The 23,216-nt window shown below is 62.0% G+C and carries 19 protein-coding genes; 7 read left to right on the plus strand and 12 right to left on the minus strand.

What is annotated here, in order from left to right:
• Positions 1 to 535: 535 nt before the first annotated feature.
• Positions 536 to 1,054 carry a lactoylglutathione lyase gene (gloA, locus tag QMX89_RS14845; protein ID WP_049859458.1) on the plus strand — a complete coding sequence of 173 codons (519 nt, stop codon included), beginning with the start codon at positions 536 to 538 and terminating at the stop codon, positions 1,052 to 1,054.
• 131 nt (positions 1,055 to 1,185) lie between these two features.
• On the opposite strand, the gene xylB is transcribed toward gloA, so the two are convergent.
• The 10 genes from xylB to QMX89_RS14895 all read right to left on the minus strand — a co-directional run bounded on the left by xylB (position 1,186) and on the right by QMX89_RS14895 (position 12,441).
• A complete protein-coding gene (gene xylB, locus QMX89_RS14850; RefSeq protein WP_282348777.1) occupies positions 1,186 to 2,655 on the minus strand; it encodes a xylulokinase in 1,470 nt (489 codons plus the stop codon).
• 6 nt (positions 2,656 to 2,661) lie between these two features.
• Positions 2,662 to 4,143, minus strand: a complete 1,482-nt coding sequence (locus QMX89_RS14855; protein WP_282348778.1) for a mannitol dehydrogenase family protein — start codon at positions 4,141 to 4,143, stop codon at positions 2,662 to 2,664.
• A 13-nt stretch (positions 4,144 to 4,156) separates the two neighbouring features.
• A complete protein-coding gene (gene ugpC / locus QMX89_RS14860) occupies positions 4,157 to 5,260 on the minus strand; it encodes a sn-glycerol-3-phosphate ABC transporter ATP-binding protein UgpC (RefSeq protein ID WP_282348779.1) in 1,104 nt (367 codons plus the stop codon).
• A gap of 94 nt (positions 5,261 to 5,354) precedes the next feature.
• Positions 5,355 to 6,185, minus strand: coding sequence for a carbohydrate ABC transporter permease (locus QMX89_RS14865; RefSeq protein ID WP_049859462.1), 831 nt, complete (start codon positions 6,183 to 6,185; stop codon positions 5,355 to 5,357).
• A gap of 11 nt (positions 6,186 to 6,196) precedes the next feature.
• Positions 6,197 to 7,123: a sugar ABC transporter permease gene (locus tag QMX89_RS14870; protein WP_043189238.1), complete on the minus strand. Its 927-nt coding sequence runs from the start codon at positions 7,121 to 7,123 to the stop codon at positions 6,197 to 6,199.
• 60 nt (positions 7,124 to 7,183) lie between these two features.
• A complete protein-coding gene (locus tag QMX89_RS14875) occupies positions 7,184 to 8,503 on the minus strand; it encodes a sugar ABC transporter substrate-binding protein (RefSeq protein ID WP_282348780.1) in 1,320 nt (439 codons plus the stop codon).
• A gap of 211 nt (positions 8,504 to 8,714) precedes the next feature.
• Positions 8,715 to 9,608 (minus strand): AraC family transcriptional regulator, encoded by an 894-nt coding sequence (locus tag QMX89_RS14880; RefSeq protein WP_122742799.1) that lies wholly within the window; start codon positions 9,606 to 9,608, stop codon positions 8,715 to 8,717.
• Between the two features lie 93 nt (positions 9,609 to 9,701).
• On the minus strand, positions 9,702 to 10,640 hold the full coding sequence (locus tag QMX89_RS14885) for a MurR/RpiR family transcriptional regulator (protein ID WP_282348781.1): 939 nt from the start codon (positions 10,638 to 10,640) through the stop codon (positions 9,702 to 9,704).
• An 81-nt stretch (positions 10,641 to 10,721) separates the two neighbouring features.
• A complete protein-coding gene (locus QMX89_RS14890) occupies positions 10,722 to 12,005 on the minus strand; it encodes a glycosyltransferase family 4 protein (protein WP_282348782.1) in 1,284 nt (427 codons plus the stop codon).
• Positions 12,006 to 12,078: 73 nt separating this feature from the next.
• Positions 12,079 to 12,441, minus strand: a complete 363-nt coding sequence (locus QMX89_RS14895) for a response regulator (protein WP_134722451.1) — start codon at positions 12,439 to 12,441, stop codon at positions 12,079 to 12,081.
• A 268-nt stretch (positions 12,442 to 12,709) separates the two neighbouring features.
• Between QMX89_RS14895 and QMX89_RS14900 the strand changes: the two genes are divergently transcribed.
• From QMX89_RS14900 to QMX89_RS14920, 5 genes are all read left to right on the plus strand, one after another.
• Positions 12,710 to 16,195 carry a response regulator gene (locus QMX89_RS14900; protein WP_192067323.1) on the plus strand — a complete coding sequence of 1,162 codons (3,486 nt, stop codon included), beginning with the start codon at positions 12,710 to 12,712 and terminating at the stop codon, positions 16,193 to 16,195.
• 26 nt (positions 16,196 to 16,221) lie between these two features.
• Complete coding sequence (locus QMX89_RS14905) at positions 16,222 to 17,049, plus strand: protein-glutamate O-methyltransferase CheR (protein WP_122742830.1); 828 nt, start codon at positions 16,222 to 16,224, stop codon at positions 17,047 to 17,049.
• On the plus strand, positions 17,046 to 17,621 hold the full coding sequence (locus QMX89_RS14910; protein WP_122742804.1) for a chemotaxis protein CheB: 576 nt from the start codon (positions 17,046 to 17,048) through the stop codon (positions 17,619 to 17,621). Before QMX89_RS14905 ends, QMX89_RS14910 begins: the two co-directional genes overlap by 4 nt.
• Positions 17,615 to 18,796: a hybrid sensor histidine kinase/response regulator gene (locus QMX89_RS14915; protein ID WP_122742805.1), complete on the plus strand. Its 1,182-nt coding sequence runs from the start codon at positions 17,615 to 17,617 to the stop codon at positions 18,794 to 18,796. The genes QMX89_RS14910 and QMX89_RS14915 overlap by 7 nt, the downstream gene beginning before the upstream one ends.
• An 81-nt stretch (positions 18,797 to 18,877) precedes the next feature.
• The gene (locus QMX89_RS14920; RefSeq protein WP_122742806.1) at positions 18,878 to 19,255 is read left to right on the plus strand and encodes a response regulator; all 378 of its coding nucleotides are present in this window, start codon (positions 18,878 to 18,880) and stop codon (positions 19,253 to 19,255) included.
• A gap of 53 nt (positions 19,256 to 19,308) precedes the next feature.
• Here the strand turns inward: QMX89_RS14920 and QMX89_RS14925 are convergent, their stop codons facing one another.
• Together QMX89_RS14925 and QMX89_RS14930 are read right to left on the minus strand one after the other, a co-directional pair.
• Positions 19,309 to 20,415, minus strand: coding sequence for an MltA domain-containing protein (locus QMX89_RS14925; RefSeq protein ID WP_282348809.1), 1,107 nt, complete (start codon positions 20,413 to 20,415; stop codon positions 19,309 to 19,311).
• Between the two features lie 494 nt (positions 20,416 to 20,909).
• Complete coding sequence (locus QMX89_RS14930; RefSeq protein ID WP_282348783.1) at positions 20,910 to 21,239, minus strand: hypothetical protein; 330 nt, start codon at positions 21,237 to 21,239, stop codon at positions 20,910 to 20,912.
• A gap of 491 nt (positions 21,240 to 21,730) precedes the next feature.
• On the opposite strand from QMX89_RS14930, the gene QMX89_RS14935 reads away from it, so the two are divergent.
• On the plus strand, positions 21,731 to 23,002 hold the full coding sequence (locus QMX89_RS14935) for a HAMP domain-containing sensor histidine kinase (protein ID WP_282348784.1): 1,272 nt from the start codon (positions 21,731 to 21,733) through the stop codon (positions 23,000 to 23,002).
• Positions 23,003 to 23,216: the final 214 nt, after the last annotated feature.

Genomic DNA, 23,216 nt, shown 5'->3' on the forward strand with positions numbered 1-23,216 from the left:
CGGCGCAAGCCGCGTCAGCCTTCAACGCGTTCACCCAGGCGCACCGCGTCTACCGCCGACGCGGCTTGCGCCGCTGCTACAGGGGGATTGCGTGTACCGCTGACGCGGCTTGCGCCGCTGCTACGGGGGATCGCGGGCTCTGTAGCAGCGGCGCGAGCTGCGTCGATTTTGACTTATACACTTCCTGGATAGCACTTACGCAACTACGGTTGCCACAGTTATATCGCACTGGAGTTGCATGCTTTTATACAGTCGGATGTGACCGTTCGGCAGCGCCACAAAAAACAGCGGATGCTCTTCGAAGTTTTCACATCCTTTTCACAGCCACTGTTCCACTATGAAATCCGCTGATGGAACAGCGCCCCAAATGCCCGCTTCGGCGGGCTTCTTATTGCCCGCGTTTTACGTTTTCCTCCATTTTTCAATCCCCCCGCGTCTCCGTGTCGCGCGTTCGATGCCGTATCTGGTTTGGCATCATCCGCACCGTTCCGTATCATCAACCGCAGCTACTGCCCATTCATTCAAGGGAGCTTTCATGAGCCTCGATCATTTGAACAATGTGCCCGGTGTTACCGCGCAACCTGAAGCCGCCACATCCCAGTTCGTCTTCAACCACACTATGTTGCGGGTCAAGAACATCGAGAAGTCGCTGGACTTCTATACTCGCGTACTGGGTTTCAGTCTGGTTGAAAAGCGTGACTTCGCCGAGGCGCAGTTCAGCCTGTATTTCCTGGCGCTGGTGGACAAGTCGACTATCCCCGTGGATGACAAGGCGCGTACCACCTGGATGAAATCCATGCCGGGCATTCTGGAACTGACCCATAACCATGGCACCGAGAATGACGCCGATTTCGCCTACCATGACGGCAACAGCGATCCTCGTGGCTTCGGGCACATCTGTGTGTCGGTGCCAGATATCCACGCTGCCTGTGAGCGCTTCGAAACATTGGGCGTGGATTTCCAGAAGCGTCTGACCGATGGCCGGATGAAGAGCATCGCCTTCATCAAGGACCCGGACGGTTACTGGGTCGAAATCATCCAGCCCGACCTGTAACCACTCCCTCTGTAGCAGCGGCGCAAGCCGCGTCAGGGACGGCGTGGTGAACATGACCCACCGCGGTGTCTCAGACGCGGCTCGCGCCGCTGCTACAGGGGTGACGCAAGACCGTGTAGCGGCGGGGCGGGTTATACCGGAATGTGCTGGCGGTAACGCTGATAGGCACCGTGGTAGGCGAGGACATTGGCAGGGATGGGTTGGGTGTGGCTGGTGTCGTCCAGCCGCACACAGCGTTTGCATAACGCGGCCAGTCCGTCCGGATCCTGACCGGCACACCAGGCGGCCTGAATGGCTGCGCCCAGGGCCGCCGCTTCCGGTTGTTCGGTACACACGACGGGCGCGTCCATGACGTCGGCCACCAACTGGCGCCACACCGGGCTCTTCGAACCGCCGCCGATCAAGCGTATGGCATGAGTCTGCAGGCCCCCGGCCCGCAGCAGATCCAGGCCATAGCGCAGGCCGAAGGTCGTGCCTTCCACTGCCGCGCGACACAGGTTCGCAGCGTTCAGGTTGTTGGTGGTCAAGCCCAGCACGGACCCGGTGGCGTGGGGCAGGGCAGGCACCCGTTCACCGTTCAGGAACGGCAGCATCACGATGCCTTCCGCCCCGATCGGCGCCTGCGCCACCGCCTGGTTGAATCCGCTGATGTCGAGCTGCAGCAGCTCACGTACCGCCGTGGTGACGTTGGTCAGGTTCATGGTGCAGATCAGCGGCAACCACCCTCCCGACGACGAGCAGAAGCTTGCCACCGCCGGTTCTTCCAGCACGGTGGGACGGTCACTGTAGGCGTACACCGTGCCTGAAGACCCCAGGCTCATGGTGATGATCCCAGGGTGAATGTTGTCCGTGCCGATGGCGCCCATCATGTTGTCGCCACCACCACTGGCGACCACTGCCAGTGGATTGATGCCCAGGCGCGCAGCAATGCCCGGGCGAATGGTGCCCACCGGCTGGTGCGCCTCGATCAACCGCGGCAACGCGGCTTCCAGACGGCCGCTAGGGTCGATCTGCCGCAGCAGGGGGAGGTCCCACTGGCGTTCGCGCACGTTGAAATAACCGGTGCCCGAGGCATCCCCGTACTCGGCGCGGGCCTGCCCGGTGAGCCAGAAATTCAGGTAGTCATGGGGCAGCAGCACATGGGCGATCCGTTCGAAGATCTCCGGATGGTGCTCCCGCGTCCAGAGCAGCTTGGACACGGTATAGCCCGGCGCGATCACCAGCCCCAGGCGGTCGAGCGAGCCCTGCTCACCGCCCAGCTCGGCCAGCAGGCGCTCGTTCTGCGGCGTGCTTTCGGTGTCGCACCACAGCTTCGCCGGCCGCAGCGCCTGACCATCGGCGTCGAGCAACACCAGCCCGTGCTGCTGCCCGGACACACCGATACCCAGAATCTGCTGACCATCGATGCCGGCCTGGGCCAGCGCCTGGGCAGTGGCCTGCTCGAAAGCGGTGAGCCAGTCGCCCGTCTCCTGTTCGCGACGGCCGTTTTCGCCGCTGATCATGTGATGGGAGGCCGAGCCCTGGCCCATGACCTGGCCGCTGTCCGCGTCAAGGATCAGCGCCTTGGTCCCTTGGGTGCCGCAGTCGATCCCGAGAAACATGGCCGCTTACTCCTTGCCGTCCAGCATATGTTCCAGGGTGGCCTGCACGCCCTGGGTACGCAGGCTGTGCAGATTGCGTTCGAACGCTGCCACGAACTCCGCCGACTGGGGAATCCGAGTGCCGAAAATTTCCTCGACGCCCAGCAGCCGCTCGGTGAGCGAGGCCGGGTCGGCAACCAGTGCCTGGCAGAACGCAGCGCGCGGGTCGGGAATGCTGTAGTGGGTGCCGTTTTCGTCGACGCCGCCCAGGTAGAGCGCCCAGGCCGCCACCACCAGTGCCGCGCGCTCGGTGCTCTGCCCGTCGGCGATCAGCCGGTTGATGGTCGGTACGGTGAACTTGGGAAACTTCGAGGAACCATCCGAACAGACGCGCTCCAGTTGATCGGCGATGGCCTCGTTGGAGAAACGCTCGATCAGGGTGTCCTTGTAGCCCTCCAGGTCGATACCGGGAACGGACGCCAGTTGCGGGGTGACGTCAAGGTCCATATAGGCGCGGATATAGCGCACGAACAGTGGATCGTTCATGGTTTCGTGAACGAAACGGTAGCCCTTGAGGAAGCCTAGGTAGGTCAGGGCCAGGTGACTGCCGTTGAGCAGCTTGATCTTCATTTCTTCATAGGGCGTGACGTCGTCGGTGAACTGCACGCCGACCTTTTCCCACGCGGGCCGACCGGCGCCGAACTTGTCTTCGAGCACCCATTGCACGAATGGCTCGCAGACCACCGGCCAGCTGTCGTCGACACCATGGCGCTCGTGCAGCTGCGCGCGGTGGGCATCGCTGGTCATGGGCGTGATGCGGTCGACCATGGCATTGGGGAACTGTACATGGCTGGCGATCCAGTCGTGCAGTGCTGGATCATGCAGCGCGGCGAACGCCAGCAGGGCCTTGCGGGCGACCGCGCCGTTGTGCGGAAGGTTGTCACAAGACATCACGGTGAATGCTTCGATACCGGCATCGCGACGTTGCCTCAACGCCGCGCAGAGAAAGCCGAACACCGTGCCGGGTGACTGCGGATGAGCCAGGTCGTGCTGGATCTGTGGCAGGTGGGCCATGAACTCGCCGTTGCTGTCATCGATGCAATAGCCGCCTTCGGTAATGGTCAGCGAGACGATGCGCACGGAAGGCTCGGCCAGTTTATCGATCAACGCCTGAGCGCCGTCTTCGGCCAGGAGCATGTCGGTGATCGCGCCGATCACGCGCACTTCGGTGTCCGGGGTATCGCCCAGCTCGAACAGGGTGTAATAGAAGTCCTGCTCGGCCAGGGCGTCGCGGACCTTGCGGTCTTCGCTGCGCAGTCCGGCGCCACAGATCGCCCACTGTTCGGCCTCTCCTGTGTTCATCAACGCATCGGTATAGAAGGCCTGGTGTGCGCGATGAAAACCGCCCACACCGATGTGGACGATGCCATGTGCACGGGTCGCAGGATCGTAGGTCGGCAACTGGATGTGTTCGGCGAGCTGGTGCAGATTCTGTCGATTGAGTTTCATCATCGGTCCTGTATCAGGCAGCGGCCTGGAGCGGTTTGGCCACGGCAATGCCCTGGGCGTCGAAAAGGTGGCAGTACTGGGGGTCCAGCAGCAGGCTCAGGCGTTCGCCATACTGGCTGCGCAGATCACCGCGAATGCGCAGGGTGAGCGGCTCCTGGGAGTCGGTGATCACATGGCAGAAAGTGTCGCTGCCCAGGCGCTCGCTGACGTCGGCGGTCACCGCCAGTTGGCATTGCCCCGGTTGGGCAAGGTCGAGGTGCTCGGGGCGGATGCCCAGGGTCACCGAGTCGCCCACGCTCAACGTCTGGCTGACACGTGGCAGGTAGATATGGGTGCCGGCGTCCAGAGCGACTTCGCAGCCCTGGCCGTCGACGCGGCTGAGCTTGCCCTTGAGGAAACCCATCTTGGGCGTGCCGAGAAAACCGGCGACGAACAGGTTGGCCGGGTGGTGATAAAGCTCGAGAGGTGAACCGACCTGTTCGACACGGCCGCCGTTGAGTACCACCACCTTGTCGGCCAGGGTCATGGCCTCGACCTGGTCATGGGTCACGTAGATCATGGTGGCCTGCAGCTCCTTGTGCAGGCGCGACAGTTCCAGGCGGGTCTGCACGCGCAGGGCGGCGTCGAGGTTGGACAGCGGTTCGTCGAACAGGAAGATTTTCGGATGGCGCACGATGGCCCGCCCGATCGCCACACGCTGGCGCTGGCCACCGGACAATTGCTTGGGCTTGCGGTCGAGCAGGGCACCGAGTTCGAGGATGCGCGCCGCTTCCGCCACCTTGCTTTCGACCTCGGCCTTGGGTTTGCCGGCCAGGTCCAGGGCGAACGACAGGTTCTTGCGCACGGTCATGTGCGGATACAGGGCGTAGGTCTGGAACACCATGGCCAGGTCGCGCTTGGCAGGCGTCACTTCGGTGATGTCGCGGCCGTCCAGTTCGATGGTGCCGCTGCTCACTTCTTCGAGCCCGGCGATCAGGCGCAGCAGGGTCGACTTGCCGCAGCCCGACGGGCCGACGAACACCACGAATTCGCGGTCGTGCACTTCCAGGTCGATGCCCTTGATGATCTGCAGACCTTCGAAGCCCTTTTTCAGGTTTTTTATTTTCAGAGTGGCCATGGGTGTGGTCCTTTGGAAGGAGGTGGTGTTCGGGCGGGCGTCTTCGCGGGTAGAACCCGCTCCCACAGGGTTGCGTGAAGCAAACGTGACTGGCTCACTTGACTGCCCCGAAGGACAGGCCGCGCACCAGCTGCTTCTGGCTGATCCAGCCGAAGATCAGGATCGGTGCGCAGGCCAGGGTCGAGACGGCCGACAGCTTGGCCCAGAACAGCCCTTCGGGGCTGGAGTAGGAGGCGATCAGCGCAGTCAACGGAGCGGCGCCGGAACTGGTCAGGTTCAGCGACCAGAACGCTTCGTTCCAGCACAGAATCAGTGACAGCAGCACGGTCGAAGCCAGTCCGCCCTTGCTGATCGGCAACAGCACCCGGAGCATTTCCTGACCCAGCGTGGCACCGTCCAGGCGTGCCGCTTCGAGTATTTCCCGGGGAATGTCCTTGAAGTAGGTGTACACCATCCAGACCACGATCGGCAGGTTGATCAGGGTGTAGATGACGATCAAGGCGATGCGCGAATCGAGCAGGCCGGCACCCTTGGCCAGCAGGTAGATGGGCATCAGCACGCCCACCGGTGGCAGCATCTTGGTGGAGAGCATCCACAGCAGGGTCTGCTTGGTGCGCTTGGTCTCGTAGAACGCCATCGAGTAGGCGGCCGGCACGGCGATCAACATGCACAGAGCCGTGGCGCTGAACGAAATCAGCACCGAGTTCCAGGCGAAGTGCAGGTAGTCGCTGCGTTCCTGGATGTGCAGGTAGTTTTCCAGCGTGGGCGTGAAAATGAACTGCGGTGGCGTGGCGAAAGCGTCGATCTCGGTCTTGAAGCTGGTCAGCACCATCCAGAAGATCGGAAAGAACACCACGATGGCTATAGCCCAGGCCAGGCAGCCCAGGACCAGACTTTGCAGGCGACGCGATTGTTGAAGTGTCATGGCGCAGGCCTTCAGTTCTTGTCGGTGAGGTTTTTGCCGATCATCCGCACCAGGATGATCGCGGCGATGTTGGCGATGACCACGGCGATCAAGCCACCGGCCGAGGCCATGCCCACGTCGAACTGCACCAGCGCCTGGTTGTAGATCAGGTAGGCGAGGTTGGTGGACGCAAAGCCCGGTCCGCCGTTGGTCGTGGTGAAGATTTCAGCGAACACCGAGAGCAGGAAGATCGTTTCGATCATGACCACCACCGCGATGGGTCGCGCCAGGTGCGGCAGCGTCAGGTGCCAGAAGATCGCCAGGGCACCGGCACCGTCCAGCCGCGCCGCTTCCTTCTGCTCCTGGTCCAAGGACTGCATGGCGGTCATCAGCAAGAGGATGGCGAACGGCAGCCATTGCCAACTGACGATGACGATGATCGAGAACAATGGGTAATGAGCGAGCCAGTCGACCGGTTCGGCGCCGAAGAACTTCCACACCGCGGCGAGAATGCCCGAGACCGGGTGGAAGATCAGGTTCTTGAAGATCAGCGCGCCCACCGTGGGCATGATGAAGAACGGCGAGATCAGCATCACCCGCACGATCCCGCGGCCGAGAAACTCGCTGGCTTCCAGCAGCGCGGCGATCAATACGCCGAACACCACGCTGATCAGCAGCACGCTGCCCACCAGCAGCAAGGTGTTGGTGGCGCCCGGCATGAAGCCTGCGTCGGTGAGAAAGAAGCTGAAATTCTCGAGCCCCACGAATTCGTTTTCGCCGGGGTACAGCAGGTTGTAGCGGATCAGCGAGAAGTACACGGTCATGCCCAGCGGCACGATCATCCACAGCAGCAGCAAGGCGACCGAAGGGGTGACCAGAAACCAGCCGGGGTTGGACAAGCGGCGCTTGCCCGTCACCTCAGCCGTGTCTGGCTGGGGCTTGGCAGTCGTAGTATTCATGAGTGCGCACCTGGTGAGCAGCGCTGCCCGCCGCAATCGGCGGGCAGCAGGGCAGACGTGTTACTGCTTGGGGTAGCCGGCGCGCTTCATGGCCCGCTCGGTGGCTGTCTGCGCGACGACCAAAGCCTGATCGGCCGTGCTCTGGCCGGTCAGCGCGGCAGAAAATGCCTTGCCGACCTCGGTACCGATGGCCTGGAACTCGGGGATCGTCACCAGTTGGATACCCACATACGGCTTGGTATCGGTCTGCTTGGGATCGGCCACTTTCAGCGATTCGAGGGTGATGTGCGCGAACGGCGCCGCCTTCAGGTACTCATCGGTGTAGGTGGATTTGCGCGTACCCGGCGGCACGTTGGCCACGCCGTCGGTCTTGGCCACCAGCGCGGCGTACTCCTTGGAGGTCGCCCAGGCCGAGAATTGCTGCGCGGCTTGCTGGTTCTTCGAGCTGGTCGGAATGGCCAGGGCCCAGGAGTACAACCAGGCGGAGCCCTTGTCGGTGGTTTCGTGGGGGGCGAAGGTGAAGCCCACGCTGTCGGCGACCTTGCTCTGGGTCTTGTCCATGGTGAAGGAGCCGGCCACGCTGGCGTCGACCCAGATGGCGCACTTGCCGCTGTTGAACAGGGCCAGGTTCTCGTTGAAGCCGTTGCTCGATGCGCCCGGCGGGCCGGATTTCTTCATGTTGTCGACGTAGAAGTTGAGCGCCTTCTTCCACGCCTCGCTGTCGAACTGCGGCTTCCACTCATTGTTGAACCAGCTGCCGCCGAAGCTGTTGGCCACGGTGGTGATCAAGGCCATGTTCTCGCCCCAGCCGGCCTTGCCGCGCAGGCACAGGCCGTATTGGTCCTTGCTCTTGTCGGTGAGTTTGCCGGCGAAGTCGGCGATCTGTGTCCAGGTGGGTTTCTCCGGCATTTCCAGCCCGGCCGCCTTGAACAGGTCGGTGCGGTAGTAGGTCATCGAGCTTTCGGCGTAGAACGGCAGGGCGTACAACTGACCCTTCACCGACAGGCCTTCGCGTACCGAAGGGAAGACATCGTCGATGTCGTAGCTGGCGGGCAGGTCCTTCATCGGTGACAGCCAGCCCTTGGCGCCCCACAGCGAGGCTTCGTACATGCCGATGGTCAGCACGTCGAACTGGCCGCCCTGGGTCGCGATATCGGTGGTCAGGCGCTGGCGCAGCACGTTTTCTTCCAGTACCACCCAGCTGAGCTTGATGTCGGGATGCTCGGTCTCGAAGGTCTTGGCCAGGCGCTGCATGCGAATCATGTCGCTGTTGTTGACGGTAGCGATGGTCAGGGTGGTGTCAGCGTAGCTGTAGCCGCTGAGGGACAGTGCACCGCACAGGGCGCCGGCAACGAGTAGATGTTTGCGGTCGATGGTCATCTCGCATTCCTCTTCGGCACGCCGGGAGGCGGCCTTGGTTATTATTCTTGTGTCTTCGTCGAGGTGAAGCACTGGCTGTGATTACAGACCCCCGCAGCCGTTCTGACAAATCCCTGGGTGCACCTGCACTGATACTAATTTGCACTGGCCGCGCCATGCGCGCGGCGTGCCAGAGGGATACAGGCAGGCGCTGTGAGGTTTCGTACAGGTTTCAGGAGCTCAGCCGTTGCATGGCCAGACGACGATAGTGCGACGGCGTCATGCCCTTGAGCTGCTGAAAGCGACGGTTGAAATTGGAGATATTGTTGAAGCCCGATTCGAAGCACACGTCCGTCACTGGGCGATCGCCATCGGCCAGCAGCTCGCAGGACTTGCTGATGCGTAGCCGGTTGACGAATTCGACGAAGCAGCGGCCGGTGGCTTGCTTGAACACCCTGGAGAAGTAGGTGGGTTTCATGCCCAGGTAGGCTGCGACTTCTTCCAGGGACAACTCACGGGCGTAGTGGGCGAAGATGTAGTCGACGGCGCGGTTGGTCCGTTCGACCGCGTGCTCGTCGGCGTCCTGGACGGCGGCGGTGCCTGACAGCAGTTGGTAATCGTCACAGGCGGCCAGCGATTCCATGAGAATCAGGAAATGGCCGAGGCGACTGATGCCCTGGCTGTCGGCAATACGCTGCATCGACACGCTGGCTTGAGCGATGGTCTGCGGGCAGCGAAATTCGATGCCATAGCGTGCCCGCTCCAGCAGCGGGGCGAGGCTGCGCAGTTCGCTGAACACCTGATGGCCCTGGTCGAACAGCTCGTCGGTGAAATTGACCAGCATGTCGCGCTTGTTCACCGATTGGCCGCTTTGCATCTGGCTGATCCAGTTGTGCGGCAGGTTGGGTCCGGTCAGAAACAGGCTGCCCGGATTGAAATTGCCGATGTAGTCACCCACGAACACTTTGCCCGACGTCGCGACCAGCAGGTGCAGTTCGTATTCCTTGTGGAAATGCCAGCGCACCAGCGGACACGGGAAGCCGTGCTGGCGGTAGATGATCGAGCGACCTTCGTGGTCGTCCATCAATTCATAGGAAGGGTCGGTGATTCGCGTGGGTCGAGTCATGCCGTGGCTGCTTTTATGATTGTGCCGATCGGGAATGCGCACTCAAGCATAACGGCGTTCGGTGCTGCGCGTCCAAGGCTGAGATGACCAGGCTCAGCAGGAGTCGTCGTGCTTGCGGGGTGTTGAGGGGCGCATCAGGTCTGGCCACGTAGGACGCACGCTGCTGCGCTGCGGTTTCCAGTCGGCCAGCGACGGCTGGGCCTCGCTGAGCGTTGGTTTCAGGAGCTGTAGCTGCGCCAACAGCGCCTCGACGGCGGCCATCAGTCCGACTTTGGAGTTAGGCAATACCGGATGTGTGGCGGGGATGAACAGGCTCATGTGGGACAGTTCTGCCAAGGGCGATGCCGGGCAGTCGGTGATGCTCATGACGCAGGCGTTGCGCGATTGAGCGAACTCGGCCATGCGTATGGTTTCACCGGTGTAGGCGGGCAGGGCGATCGCCAGCAGTGCATCGTTGCTGGTGATGTTGCTCAGTCGGTAGGCCGAGCCTTCCATACCCCCATCCAGTGTCACGCAGTGCGCCCCGACACAGAACGGATTGAGCCCGGCCGCTGCGATCTGGGCGATATGAAAACTGTTGCCCAAACCGACCACGAAGACATTTTGCGAGCGTGCCAACTGCCGGGCCATGTCCTCGAAGGTCTGGCTGTCGTTCATGCGTGCGACGTTTTCCAGGTGGTGCTTGCTCAGGTCGATCTGCTGGCCCAGATGAAAGCCGGTATCGGGTGATTGCTTCAGCCTGTCCTCGATGACATCGGCCGAAGAGACCACGGCGAGCAGATTTTCCATCAGGGCGAAGCGCAATCCGGTGAAGCCGTTGAACCCTATCGCATTGGCCAGACGGTTGACGGCAGCGGTGGAAGTGCCGGTCGCAGCAGCCAGTTCTTCTATGTTGAGCGTTGCGCTGCGGTAGGGATTGGCTTGCAGAAACGTCGAGACTTTCTTCAGCGCCGGGCGGAGGTCGGCATGTTGGATGCGTAGCTTACGCATCAGATCGGAGTCGTACACCTTGGTGCTGGTCATGGGCGCCATTGTCGTTCCTCCTGAATGAGCATGGAAACGCTGCTTGAGGACTAGAGTTTAGTTGTCCGACTACTTGCGTCCAGTACATGCTTAGATCGATTGGTTCTTGGATTGGATCCACTGCGAAAAATATTTCGTGCTCTTGTGCAGGTGATGGCGAAGCATGGCGCCGATGAAATTGGCACGCCGATGCTGCGGGAGGTTCGCGTGAAGCTGCTGCAGACGCCGGGCCAGTGCTTGTGCATGGTGCTCCATTGCATAGGCGGCAAGCAGATGCTCCCGGCACTGTATCTGGGCCGCGTGCCATCGCTCTTTGTGGTCGTACAACAGCACCGCGGCCTCCGCCAATTCGTCGGCGCTGCGGCCGATTTCGCCTGGCCAGCGGTCACCCGTGCGCATGCCTTCTGCACCCCACGGGGTGGTCACGCTGGGGGTACCGCAAAGCATGGCATCTAGCAGCTTGCCCTTGATGCCGGCGCCAAAGCGCAGGGGTGCCAGGGCCACCCGCGCCTGACCGACCACCTGCAGGGCGTCCGCTGCCCAGCCCTTGACCAGAAAACCGTGTGTAGGGTTGTGCAGGGCCGTGGCCTTGGGCGGTGTGTAGGCGCCGTACACATGCAGCTCGGCCCGCGGCAGTCGCTTGCGGATGCGTGGCCACACTTGATTTTTCAGCCACAGCACGGCGTCCCAATTGGGCGCGTGACGAAAGTTGCCGATGCACACGAAGTTCGCGCGCTGCTCGAAATCCAGAGGAGGCGTGGGCAATGGCTCGACCATCAAAGGACAGTCGTGGAGCAGATCGGGCGGCACGCCGAAACGCTCCACCAGCAACTGCGATTCGAAGGGCGAGATCATCAGGCTCAGGTCACAGCGGAAGATAGCGGCGACTTCGCGCTGGGTGACGTCGGCCTCGCTCATGTGCTGGTAGAGGATGTCGGGCGATATGTCGAACAACGCAGTGAAGTTGTTTTCATCGCCACTGGCTTGCAGACGTTCCTTGAGCAGGCCCTGGCGGGCGTCGCGCAGGCTTTGCAGGTCACAGGTTTCAAGCACACGCACGGCTTGCGGACAGTGCAGCTCCACGCGCCAGCCGAACTGTTCTTCCATCATGAAACGGTCGAACAGCACCATGTCCGGCTGCAAGACGCCGACGAAACGGTCGAAGCTGTCGTTGTTGAGTTCGATGGTCTGCTCGGCGATGCCCAGCGTCGCCAGATCGGCCTTGTGTTCGCCGACCTTGGCGGGGCTGGCGAAGGTGACCTCCCAGCCCTGGGCCACGAAGCAGTGCAGCAGCTGCATCATGTGCCCGCCGGCCGCCGATGAGGTGGGCTCGGGCCAGACATAGCCGATGACCAGAACGCGTTGAAAGGGCATGAACGAGACTCGGGGAAAAACCGGGCGCGTATTAGGCCATGATTACGCGCCCCGGTGTAGCGGCAGGCAGGCTTCAGGCCGCCAGCATGCTCTTGACCTTGTCGCGCAACTGGTCGATGGAAAACGGCTTGCCGATACTGCTCATGCCCGCCGGCACGTCGAGGGCTTCGGCGTAGCCGCTGGCAAACAGTACTGGCAGTACCGGGCGCAGAACGCGCGCCTTTTGGGCCAATTCCTTGCCATCCATGCCGGGCAAGCCCATGTCGGTCATCATCAGGTCGATGGTCTTGGCGGCATCTTCGAGAAATTTCAGGGCGCCCGGTCCATCCTCGGCTTCCAGTACCTCGAATTCGAATTCCTCCAGCACGTCCACGATCAGCATACGGACGATCGCGTCGTCTTCGACGACAAGAATGGTTTTGGCGGTATCGGACATCGTTCGGATCCTGGTCGGCAAAGGGCGCTGACGGCGCCGAGCCGTCATTTCGCAGATATCGATGCGCCTCGGGGCAACGAGCACCTGGGAGGCAGGGCGCCATCATAAAGCATGGGTCGGGGCCAGACCATGCCTGCGGAGCCATTAAACGAGACTGTTCCCACGTTTAGATATGAAAATTCTTACAAGACGTACGGAAAAAACCTAACTCTTTGATCGAATTGCGGCAAAATCCCCCGCCTCGATTACAGGATCCGGGTCCAAGGACATGAACAAACCCTCTTCGATCGACGAACAAAGCTTCCGTCGGCTGCTCAGTCGCAACGTCGGCCTGCCGCTGGGCGTCGGCGTGCTCAGCGCCGCCGTGTTCATCGGCATCATCGTCTACCTGCTGTCCGTGATCGACTGGGTCGAGCACACCGACCGCGTGATCAACAACGCCAACGAGGCGACCAAGCTGTCCATCGACATGGAAACCGGCATGCGCGGTTACCTGTTGTCGGGCGCCGAAGGCTACCTGGATCCCTATGAGCTGGCCAAGCCGCGTCTGGCTGCCGAGCTGCCGGCGTTGCAGGCGTTGGTCAGCGACAACCCGCGCCAGGTCGATCGGCTGACGCGGATTATGGCGCTGCAAAAGGACTGGCTCGACTACGGCGAGCAGTTGATCGCGCTCAAACGCTCCACCGGCGACTATTCCAGCGTGGTCCAGACCGGCCGCGGCAAGCGCCTGACCGATGCGATCCGCAAGGAATATGAAGGCTTCATCGCCATGGAGCAGCAACTGCGGGTGGAGCGCAGCGAGAACGTGTCGCGCACCATCTGGACCTCGGTCAGCCTCTATGTGCTGTTCGTTTTCGTGGTCAGCGCCTTGCTCGCCTATTTCGGCCGACGCGACATGACCGAGCTGTCGACCTCCTATGGTGGCAACCTGGCCGCCTTGCAGAAGGGTGCCAAGCGCCTGCAGGACCAGGCTTGGCTGCGCACCGGTCAGACGCAACTGGCCGAGCAGTTGCTGGGCCAGCAGACGTTGCAGATGCTGGGCCGCAACATGCTGCAATTCTTCGCCCAATACCTGGGCACGGTAGTCGCCGCGGTGTACATCCGCGAAGAACAAGGCAACCTGCGCCGCATCGCTTCGTACGGGTTCTCCCGCGAGCGTGAGGTGATGGATCAGGTACTGATCAATGGCGAGGGCATCGCCGGCCAGGCCGTGCAGCGCAACCGGGTCATTCGTCTGGACGACGTGCCGGCCGATTACCTGCGCCTGAGCTCCGGCCTGGGCGAGGGCGCGGCGCGCAGCGTACTGGTCATACCGACCAGCGACAACGACCACATCAATGCCGTGGTCGAGCTGGGCTTCCTGCGCCCCTTGACCGACCGCGACCTTGAAATCGTCGAATTGCTGGCCGACAACATCGGCACCGCCATCGAAGCGGCGCGCTATCGCCAGCGTCTGCAGGAAGTGCTCGCCGAAACCCAACAGCTCAATGAAGAACTGCAAGTGCAGCAGGAAGAGCTCAAGACCGCCAACGAAGAGCTCGAAGAGCAGTCACGGGTGCTCAAGGAGTCCCAGGCGTACCTGGAAACCCAGCAGGCCGAGCTGGAGCAGACCAACGAGCAGCTGGCCGAACGGACCGAAGCCCTGGGCGAGCAGCGCGATGCGCTGGATCGCAAGAACCTGGAGTTGAACCAGGCCCAGGTGCAGCTCGAAGAGCGCGCCGACGAGCTGCAGCGTTCAAGCCGCTACAAGTCCGAGTTCCTCGCCAACATGTCCCACGAGCTGCGCACGCCGCTCAACAGCTCGCTGATCCTGGCCAAGTTGCTGGCGGAAAACCCCCAGGAGAACCTCACGGCCGATCAGGTCAAGTTCGCCGAGTCGATCTATTCGGCGGGCAACGATCTGCTCAACCTGATCAACGACATTCTGGACATTTCCAAGGTCGAGGCCGGCAAGCTCGACCTGCGTCCGGAAAACAGCAGCGTGCCGCGGCTGGTGGACAGTCTGCGCATGACCTTCGAGCCGCTGGCCGGGCAGAAGCACCTCGAGCTCTCGGTACAGATTCTTCCCGATGCCCCGGCAATGCTCTACACCGATCGCCAGCGCGTCGAGCAGATTCTCAAGAACCTGTTGGCCAACGCCCTCAAGTTCACCGAACACGGCATGGTCGAGCTGCTGGTCTCCGGCCACGCCAATGACGGCATCGCCTTCCAGATTCGCGACACTGGCATCGGCATTGCCGTCGACCAGCAGCAAGCCATTTTCGAAGCGTTCCGCCAGGCCGACGGCACCACCAACCGGCGCTACGGTGGCACCGGCCTAGGCCTGTCGATTTCCCGCGACCTGGCCAACATGCTCGGTGGCTACATCACCGTCACCAGCGAGCTGGGCAAGGGCAGCACCTTCACCCTGGTCCTGCCGCAGCGTTACGAAGAGATCATCGAGGCACCGCGACACGCACCGCAGCCCATGGTCATCGCGCCGCAGCCGGTATCCAACACCCCGGCGGTGATCGAAGCACCGCTGACCGTGGCTCGCTTCGCCGACGACCGTGACAAGGGGCCGTTCACCAAGCGCTGCATTCTGGTCGTCGAAGACGAACCCAATTTCGCCCGCATTCTCTACGACCTCGCCCACGAGCTGGGCTACCACTGTCTGGTCGCACACGGTGCCGACGAGGGCTTCGATCTGGCAGCGACCTTTGTGCCCGATGCGGTGCTGCTCGACATGCGCCTGCCCGACCATTCCGGGCTGACCGTACTGCAGCGCCTGAAGGAACTGGCCACCACCCGGCACATCCCGGTGCACGTGATCTCGGTCGAGGACCGGGTCGAGGCGGCCATGCACATGGGCGCCATCGGCTATGCGGTCAAGCCGGCCACGCGTGATGAGCTCAAGGAAGTCTTCGGCCGCCTGGAAGCCAAGCTCACCCAAAAGCTCAAGCGCATTCTGCTGGTGGAAGACGACGACCTGCAGCGCGAAAGCATTTCCCTGCTGATCGGCGACGACGACGTCGAGATCACCGCCGTGGGCTTTGCCCAGGAAGCGCTCGACCTGCTGCGCGACAACGTCTACGACTGCATGATCATCGACCTCAAGTTGCCCGACATGCTCGGCGGCGACCTGCTCAAGCGCATGTCCAACGAGGAGATCCGCTCGTTCCCGCCGGTGATCGTCTACACCGGACGCAACCTGACCCGCGACGAAGAAACCGAGCTGCTCAAGTACTCGCGCTCGATCATCATCAAGGGCGCGCGCTCGCCCGAACGTCTGCTCGACGAAGTGACCCTGTTTCTGCACAAAGTCGAATCGCAGTTGTCCCATGAGCGGCAGAAGATGTTGAAAACCGCCCGCAGTCGCGACAAGGTCTTCGAGGGCCGCAAGATCCTCGTGGTCGACGACGACGTGCGCAATATCTTCGCCTTGACCAGCGCCCTGGAACACAAGGGCGCCATCGTTGAAGTGGGCCGTAACGGCCGTGAGGCGATCGACAAGTTGAATCAGGTCGAGGACATCGATCTGGTGTTGATGGATGTGATGATGCCCGAGATGGACGGCTACGAAGCGACCCGCGAGATCCGCAAGGATCCACGCTGGCGCAAGCTGCCGATCATTGCGGTGACCGCCAAGGCCATGAAGGACGATCAGGAGCGCTGCCTGCAGGCCGGCTCCAATGATTACCTGGCCAAGCCCATCGACCTGGACCGCCTTTTCTCCCTGATCCGCGTCTGGTTGCCGCAACTGGAGCGCATGTAGTGAGTAATTCCCCGGCCGATCAGTCGTTGCAACCGGCTGCCGAACGCCATATCGATATCGAGATCCGGCTGTTGATCGAGGCGATCTACCTCACCTACAGCTACGATTTCCGTGACTATTCCGGCGCTTCGGTGAAGCGCCGCATTCTGCACGCCCTGCGGCAGATGGAGTGCGGCAGCGTCTCGTCGCTGCAGGCGCGGGTGCTGCACGAGCCCACGGCGTTCATGGAGCTGCTGCAGTACCTGACGATTCCGGTCAGCGAGATGTTCCGCGATCCCGAGCACTTCCTGGCCTTGCGCCGCGAAGTGGTGCCGCTGCTCAAGACCTATCCGTCGGTGAAGGTCTGGATCGCCGGCTGCAGCACCGGCGAGGAGGTCTACTCGATGGCCATCCTGCTGCGCGAGGAGGGTCTCCTCGAACGCACCATCATCTACGCCACCGACATCAACCCCACCTCCCTGGAAAAGGCCAAGCAAGGCATCTATTCCATGGAAAGCGTGCGCGCCTACACGCAGAACTACCAGCGCGCCGGTGGCACTCGTTCGTTCTCCGACTATTATACGGCGGCCTACGGCAACGCGATCTTCGACAGCAGCCTGCGCGCCAACGTGACTTTCGCCGACCACAGCCTGGCCACCGACAGCGTGTTTTCCGAGACGCAACTGGTGTCGTGTCGCAATGTGCTCATCTATTTCAACAAGGGCTTGCAGGACCGTGCCTTCGGGCTGTTTCACGAGTCCCTGAGCCGGCGTGGCTTTCTCATGCTGGGCAGCAAGGAAACCCTGGATTTCTCGGCCTACAGTTCGCGTTTCGAAACCCTGACGCGCCCGGAACGGATCTATCGCAAGTCATGAGTCGTTTTCAAGCGGTGGTGGTGGGGGCTTCGGCCGGCGGCGTGGAAGCGTTGCTGGGCATCTACGGCCAGTTGCCGACGAATTTCAAGCTGCCGGTGCTGACGGTACTGCACCTGCCCGACGAGCGTCACAGCCAGCTGGCGGAAGTGTTCGAGCGGCGCTTGAATCGGCCGGTGCGCCAGGCCCGGGACAAGGAGCCGATCGAGGCGGGTATGTTCTATTTCGCCGGGCCCAGCTACCACCTGTCGGTGGAGCGCGATTTCAGCCTCTCGTTGAGCCAGGAGGAACGGGTGCATTATTCCCGTCCCGCCATCGACTTCCTCTTCGATTCGGCAGCCGATGCCTATGGCGCCGGCCTGATCGGCGTTCTGCTGACCGGTGCCAACGAAGACGGTGCGCGCGGCCTGGCCAGCATCAAACGCAAGGGTGGCTTGACCATCGTCCAAGACCCCGCCGAGGCGCGGGTTGCGGTCATGCCGCAGGCGGCCATCCGCCTGCAGACGCCTGACCATATTCTTTCACTCCACGGCATTGGCTGTTTGCTTGCCGAGCTGGAACGAAGCACATGCTAAGCAACGTCCAAGCAAAATTGTTGATCGTCGATGACCTGCCGGAAAACCTGCTGGCGCTGGAGGCGTTGATCGCCAGTCCCGGCCGTGAGGTGCACAAGGCGTTGTCGGCCGATGAAGCCCTTTCATTGTTGCTGCAGCACGAATTCGCCATGGCCATTCTCGACGTGCAGATGCCGGGCATGAACGGCTTCGAGCTGGCAGAGCTGATGCGCAGCACCGAGAAGACCAAGAACATTCCGATCGTCTTCGTCAGCGCCGCCGGGCGCGAGCTCAACTATGCCTTCAAGGGCTACGAGAGCGGCGCGGTCGACTTTCTGCACAAGCCGCTGGACATGCAGGCGGTGAAGAGCAAGGTCAGCGTGTTCGTCGACCTGTACCGTCAGCGCAAGACCCTCAAGGAGCAGCTCGATGCGCTCGAGCGCTCGCGCCAGGAGCAGGAGGTCCTGCTCAAGCGTCTGCAGGTGACCCAAAGCGAGCTGGAACATGCGGTGCGCATGCGTGACGACTTCATGTCGATCGTCTCCCACGAGGTGCGCACGCCGCTCAACGGTCTGATCCTGGAAACCCAACTGCGCAAGTTGCACCTGGCACGCGATAACGCCGACGCCTTCACCCTCGACAAGATGCGCGCCATGGTCGAGCGCGACGAGCGCCAGATCCAGAGCCTGATTCGTCTGATCGAAGACATGCTCGATGTGTCGCGGATCCGTACCGGCAAGCTGTCCATCCGACCTGCCCAGTTCGACCTCGCGCAATTGGTGCGCAACCTGGTCGACAGTTTCGCACCCCAGGTGGATGCCGCCGATTGCACGATCAGCCTGCAGGCCGATGAGCCGGTGCTGGGTATCTGGGACGAGTTCCGCATTGAGCAGGTGGTCAGCAACCTGATTTCCAATGCCTTGCGCTACGGTGGCAAAGGCCCGGTGGAGGTCACCGTGTATGGACACAACGGTTGGGCGCGCGTGGAAGTGCGCGACCATGGCATCGGCATCAGCAAGGAAAACCAGCTGCGTATCTTTCAGCAGTTCGAGCGCGTTTCCGGTAGCAACGTGGTGGCCGGGCTGGGCCTGGGGTTGTTCATTTCCGAGCAGATCGTGGCCGCTCATGGTGGACGTATCGAGGTCGAGAGTGCGCTGGGCGACGGCGCGACGTTCCGAGTCAGCCTGCCGCTGTAGGAATAAGCGCAATCACACGCAACCTCTGTCGAAGGTCATGGTCGTAATGGCAGCGAAACACACACGTACATAGGCTTCCCCATGAGTGAAGATGCACAAGATGTCGTTCTCATCGTCGAGGACGAACCGCTGATATTGATGGTACTGGCGGATTACCTGGAGGGTCAGGGTTATCGCGTCCTGAAAGCCGAAAACGGCGAGCAGGCGCTGGAGATCCTTTCGACCAAGCCGCACCTTGACCTGATGGTGACGGACTACCGTTTGCCTGGCGGGATTTCCGGGGTGAAGATCGCCGAACCGGCAGTGCTGTTGCGACCAGACCTCAAAGTCATCTTCATCAGTGGCTATCCGGCAGAGATCGAAGAGACCAACAGCCCGATCGCGCGCAAGGCGCCGATCCTGGCCAAGCCATTCGACCTGGACACGCTGCACCAACAGATCGAGAAATTGCTGGCGTGAGAGAGCGGGGTGCCTGACGGTCAGGCACCCTGCTTATCGAGGCGCTATCTGCTTCAGGGCGTCGGCAGCGCTGCACCTTTGGGCCAGAGCAGCCACACCTGACCTTCCTGCTTCATGTTGCCGGCCAGTTCCCCGGCTTCGTTCCCCGTCCCCCAGAACAGATCCGCACGCACTTCGCCGGCAATGGCGCCACCGGTGTCCTGAGCCGCGACCGGGCGCACCACGGGGCTGCCGTCAGGGCGTGTAGTGGACAGCCACAACAGACTGCCCAGCGGTATCACTTTGCGATCGATTGCCACACTGTAGCCAGCGGTCAGCGGCACGTTGAGTGAACCGCGGGGGCCTTCGTTGCTGTCCGGGCGCAGGCTGAAGAACACGTAGCTGGGGTTGCTGGCGAGCAGTTCCGGTACCCGCTGCGGATTGGCCACAGCCCACTCGCGGATACGGCCCATGCTGACTTCTTCCTTCTTGAGCAGGCCTTGCTCGACCAGCCAGCGGCCGACTGGGCGATACGGATGGCCGTTCTGGTCGGCGTAGCCAACGCGCAGCTGCCGGCCGCTGTCCAGTTGCAGGCGGCCCGAGCCCTGGATCTGCAGGAACTGCAGGTCCATGGGGTCGCGCATCCAGGCGACCACGGGGGCATTGATGCCTTGGCGCTGGATCGTGGCGGCGTCGTCATAAGGGCGCAGTACCTGACCATCGAGCCGACCGCGCAGGCGCTTGCCCTTGAGCTCGGGGTAAAGGCTGTCCAATTGCACGCTGATCATGTCGGTTGGCACGCCGTAGACGGGTACCGGATGTTGCGCGTCGGCCTTGAGGCTGCCCGAATAGACGGGTTCGTAGTAGCCGGTGATCAGGCCGTGTTCGCCTTTTTCGGCTGAGCGCAGGCCATAGACCTGCAATTGCGCCTGGAGGAAAGCGCGGATCGCGGCAGGGGAGGTGTCCACCGATTGCGCGCCGGCGCAGGTAGCGCCCCAGATCGGGTCCTTGGCCAGACGCTGGCAGGCCGAGCGCCAGGCCGCAAAACCGGCCTGCAGGTCGCTGTCGCTGACCTTGGGCAGGTCATCCCATGTGGCGGGTGCGTAAGTGGCGACGGGGTGGGTGGTTTCGACAGGCTTGTTGTCGCTGTCGCAGGCGGACAACAGCGCCAGCGCGGGCACGACGCCGATGAGCAGGCGCCGCCAGGGAAAACGGAAATGGGTCACGCAACGCATCCTGATAGCGGGGAGAGGCGGCTACTTTGGATAAACCCACACCCGACGTCAAATCGATGCGGTGATCCAGACACACCGCGGTGTCCGCCGACGCGGCTTGCGCCGCTGCTACAGGGGGTTGCAATCCGCGTTGTGATTGATGCGGTGGTCCGGGCATACCGCGGTGTCCGCCGACGCGGCTTGCGCCGCTGCTACAGGAGGTTGCAATCCGCGTTTTGATTGATGCGGTGGTCCAGGCATACCGCGGTGTCCGCCGACGCGGCTTGCGCCGCTGCTACAGGAGGTTGCAATCCGCGTTTTGATTGATGCGGTGGTCCAGGCATACCGCAGTGTCCGCCGATGCGGCTTGCGCCGCTGCTACAGGATGGCATCACTCTCTGTAGCAGCGGCGCGAGCCGCGTCCGGGTTGACGCAGTGGTTCAGGTTCACCCCGATCGAGTTCAGCAATAGCTCGCGATCCGTCGAACCTGGCCTTGGCCCTGGCTCAGGCTCCATTCCCGGTTGAGTGTCTGGAATACATCGTTGACGAACTGTCGGTCAGCCGCAGCTTTCTTGCCAACGTAGCCTTTGCCACGCCGGTAGATAGGCATGCGTGCACGCAGTTCTGGGTGATTGCGCTCGAATGCTTCGCCGTCGGCGTCGTTGGCCAAGGCATCTATATGCACGTCGCCACGCTTGCACACCCAAAGAATGTGATCGTCCAGCGTGTCACGGCCGGCTGCCAGGATACGGGCAAGTTGGTCAACGGTAGGTTGCTGATTCAGGTTCATGATTACGCTCCTTGAGCTCTGTGTGATCTGTCAGGTTGTCGTCTTCAACACGCGTCCGCCGATACGCTTCAGGTGTTGTCCGTCTAGGTCAGTACTGGCTCGAGCTCGATGTGTAGTGCCGACGATCCTGACTACATTAAACTCATGCGATTCAGGTTCCAGCGGCCCGCCTGGTACGCGGAGGTCATCGGAGTGGCTCGATGGCTCATCGAGCAGGGCCCATTCGGGCTCCGCTCTGTTCCCGATCAGGGAGACGGCCTCATCATGCAAGGCCGGGAGAGGCGCGTCAATGGATATGTAGTGCTTTTATAGCAGCACTACATATTTTAATTATGACCTCCCGGTCACGCTGCTGTGGAATGGGAAATCCCTGATAGCGACCCCTCACCTCGAGAAAGTCACGGCAAGGGTTGATTGTTCCGAGCGCTCCTATAATCATGCTCGGCCCGGGCACGGTCGGGCCGTCCCGTGCAAGCACCCACTGGAGCAGTATGGAGTTCAAGCAGAGTCTGAGTCGCCGCATCGTCATCGTGTTTGCCCTGATGAGCGCGTTCGTCGCTGGGGTGTTCGCGGTGGGTATCGTGGCCACCGTGCATCTGGTGGAGCGCAAGCTGACGACCATGAGCCTGAGCGGCAACATGCACCGCCTGTTGCTGGTGGACAATGCGGACGACTGGCGTCATCGCCCCGAGAAAGACGAGCTTTTCTACATCGATGGCGGCGACGGCGACCTGAGCATGCCCGATGAACTCAAGACCCTGCCGGTCGGGTTCCAGGAGCTCACCCTCGGTCCACGCACCTACTACGCCATGGTTGCCCAGGTCGACGGGCGCCAATATGTCCTGTTGCGCGATCAGGAGGGCATGGAGCAGCGCGCCCATGTGCTGTTCATCGTGGTGGGCGCCGGCTTTCTGTTGAGCATCGCCCTGGCGATCCTGCTGGGCGGGTTGCTGGCACGCCGCGTGATGGCGCCGGTGGTGCGTCTGGCGCGGCAGGTGCGTCACCGCGACAAGATGCTCGGCCTGGCGCCGCCGTTGTCGCCGGACTACACCGACGACGAGGTCGGCGAACTGGCGCGCTCGTTCGATGAAACCCTGAGCAAATTGCGCGCCGCACTCAACCGCGAGCAGATGTTCACCAGCGATGTCAGTCACGAGCTGCGTACGCCGTTGATGATCCTGGCGAGCTCCTGCGATCTGCTGCTCGGCAGTGAGCTGGATGAGCGCTCGCAACGGCAGGTGACCCGCATCGCCCGGGCCACGGATGGCATGAGCCAGTTGGTCGAGACCTTCCTGCTGCTCGCTCGGGATCGCGAGGCGGCCAGTCATGGCAACCCCACCGCGACGCTCAGACGTACTGCCGATGAACTGGTGGAGATCTGGGGACGGCAGATCGAAGCCAAGGGTCTGGAATTCATCTATGTCGTGGATAACCATTCGAGCGAAGTCTACAACCAGGCCTTCCTGCACTCGGTGATGGGCAACCTGCTGCGCAATGCCTGGCACTACACCGACACCGGCTTCGTGCGCCTGACCCTGACGCAAACCGGCTTCCATGTCGAAGACAGCGGCATCGGCATTCCCGAGGAAAAACGCAACGCGATGTTTCAGCCCTTTGTTCGAGGTGACGAGCAGCGGGGCGAAGGCCTGGGGCTGGGCTTGTCGCTGGTGCAGCGCATCTGCGTCAACCAGGGCTGGAGCGTCAGCCTGAGCAGCCGTGAACCCCACGGCTGTCTTTTCAGTGTGAAGCTGGGCGATGCCTAGCTTCCACTCACCCATAGCGTGCGGCCAGTCACTCTTTTTTTGTGAACCTTGACACGATTTCGTGGTCTTTCAGCTGGCGGCTTGAACCGACGGCATGCCGGGCAATAGGCCCTTTGGGAGCTTTTCATCGCTTCCCTTCGCAAGTAGTAGCCACCCGTAGCGGTAGTAGCGACAGGCCCTCCGGTGCAGGCCCAGCCTCTTGGGACATTGTTGT

Origin of the sequence: Pseudomonas sp. PS01301 (assembly GCF_029960215.1) — a bacterium.
In the GTDB taxonomy this organism is placed as follows: Bacteria; Pseudomonadota; Gammaproteobacteria; order Pseudomonadales; family Pseudomonadaceae; genus Aquipseudomonas; species Aquipseudomonas coleopterorum.

Excerpts from the sequence above, each read along its gene's own strand:
- QMX89_RS14930 (WP_282348783.1), bottom strand. The coding sequence starts at position 21,239 with ATGAACCTGAATCAGCAACCTACCGTTGACCAACTTGCCCGTATCCTG.
- QMX89_RS14870 (WP_043189238.1), bottom strand. The coding sequence starts at position 7,123 with ATGAATACTACGACTGCCAAGCCCCAGCCAGACACGGCTGAGGTGACG.
- QMX89_RS14915 (WP_122742805.1), top strand. The coding sequence starts at position 17,615 with ATGCTAAGCAACGTCCAAGCAAAATTGTTGATCGTCGATGACCTGCCG.
- QMX89_RS14920 (WP_122742806.1), top strand. The coding sequence starts at position 18,878 with ATGAGTGAAGATGCACAAGATGTCGTTCTCATCGTCGAGGACGAACCG.
- QMX89_RS14880 (WP_122742799.1), bottom strand. The coding sequence starts at position 9,608 with ATGACTCGACCCACGCGAATCACCGACCCTTCCTATGAATTGATGGAC.
- ugpC (WP_282348779.1), bottom strand. The coding sequence starts at position 5,260 with ATGGCCACTCTGAAAATAAAAAACCTGAAAAAGGGCTTCGAAGGTCTG.
- QMX89_RS14865 (WP_049859462.1), bottom strand. The coding sequence starts at position 6,185 with ATGACACTTCAACAATCGCGTCGCCTGCAAAGTCTGGTCCTGGGCTGC.
- QMX89_RS14875 (WP_282348780.1), bottom strand. The coding sequence starts at position 8,503 with ATGACCATCGACCGCAAACATCTACTCGTTGCCGGCGCCCTGTGCGGT.
- gloA (WP_049859458.1), top strand. The coding sequence starts at position 536 with ATGAGCCTCGATCATTTGAACAATGTGCCCGGTGTTACCGCGCAACCT.
- QMX89_RS14885 (WP_282348781.1), bottom strand. The coding sequence starts at position 10,640 with ATGGCGCCCATGACCAGCACCAAGGTGTACGACTCCGATCTGATGCGT.
- xylB (WP_282348777.1), bottom strand. The coding sequence starts at position 2,655 with ATGTTTCTCGGGATCGACTGCGGCACCCAAGGGACCAAGGCGCTGATC.
- QMX89_RS14855 (WP_282348778.1), bottom strand. The coding sequence starts at position 4,143 with ATGAAACTCAATCGACAGAATCTGCACCAGCTCGCCGAACACATCCAG.
- QMX89_RS14900 (WP_192067323.1), top strand. The coding sequence starts at position 12,710 with ATGAACAAACCCTCTTCGATCGACGAACAAAGCTTCCGTCGGCTGCTC.
- QMX89_RS14910 (WP_122742804.1), top strand. The coding sequence starts at position 17,046 with ATGAGTCGTTTTCAAGCGGTGGTGGTGGGGGCTTCGGCCGGCGGCGTG.
- QMX89_RS14895 (WP_134722451.1), bottom strand. The coding sequence starts at position 12,441 with ATGTCCGATACCGCCAAAACCATTCTTGTCGTCGAAGACGACGCGATC.
- QMX89_RS14890 (WP_282348782.1), bottom strand. The coding sequence starts at position 12,005 with ATGCCCTTTCAACGCGTTCTGGTCATCGGCTATGTCTGGCCCGAGCCC.
- QMX89_RS14935 (WP_282348784.1), top strand. The coding sequence starts at position 21,731 with ATGGAGTTCAAGCAGAGTCTGAGTCGCCGCATCGTCATCGTGTTTGCC.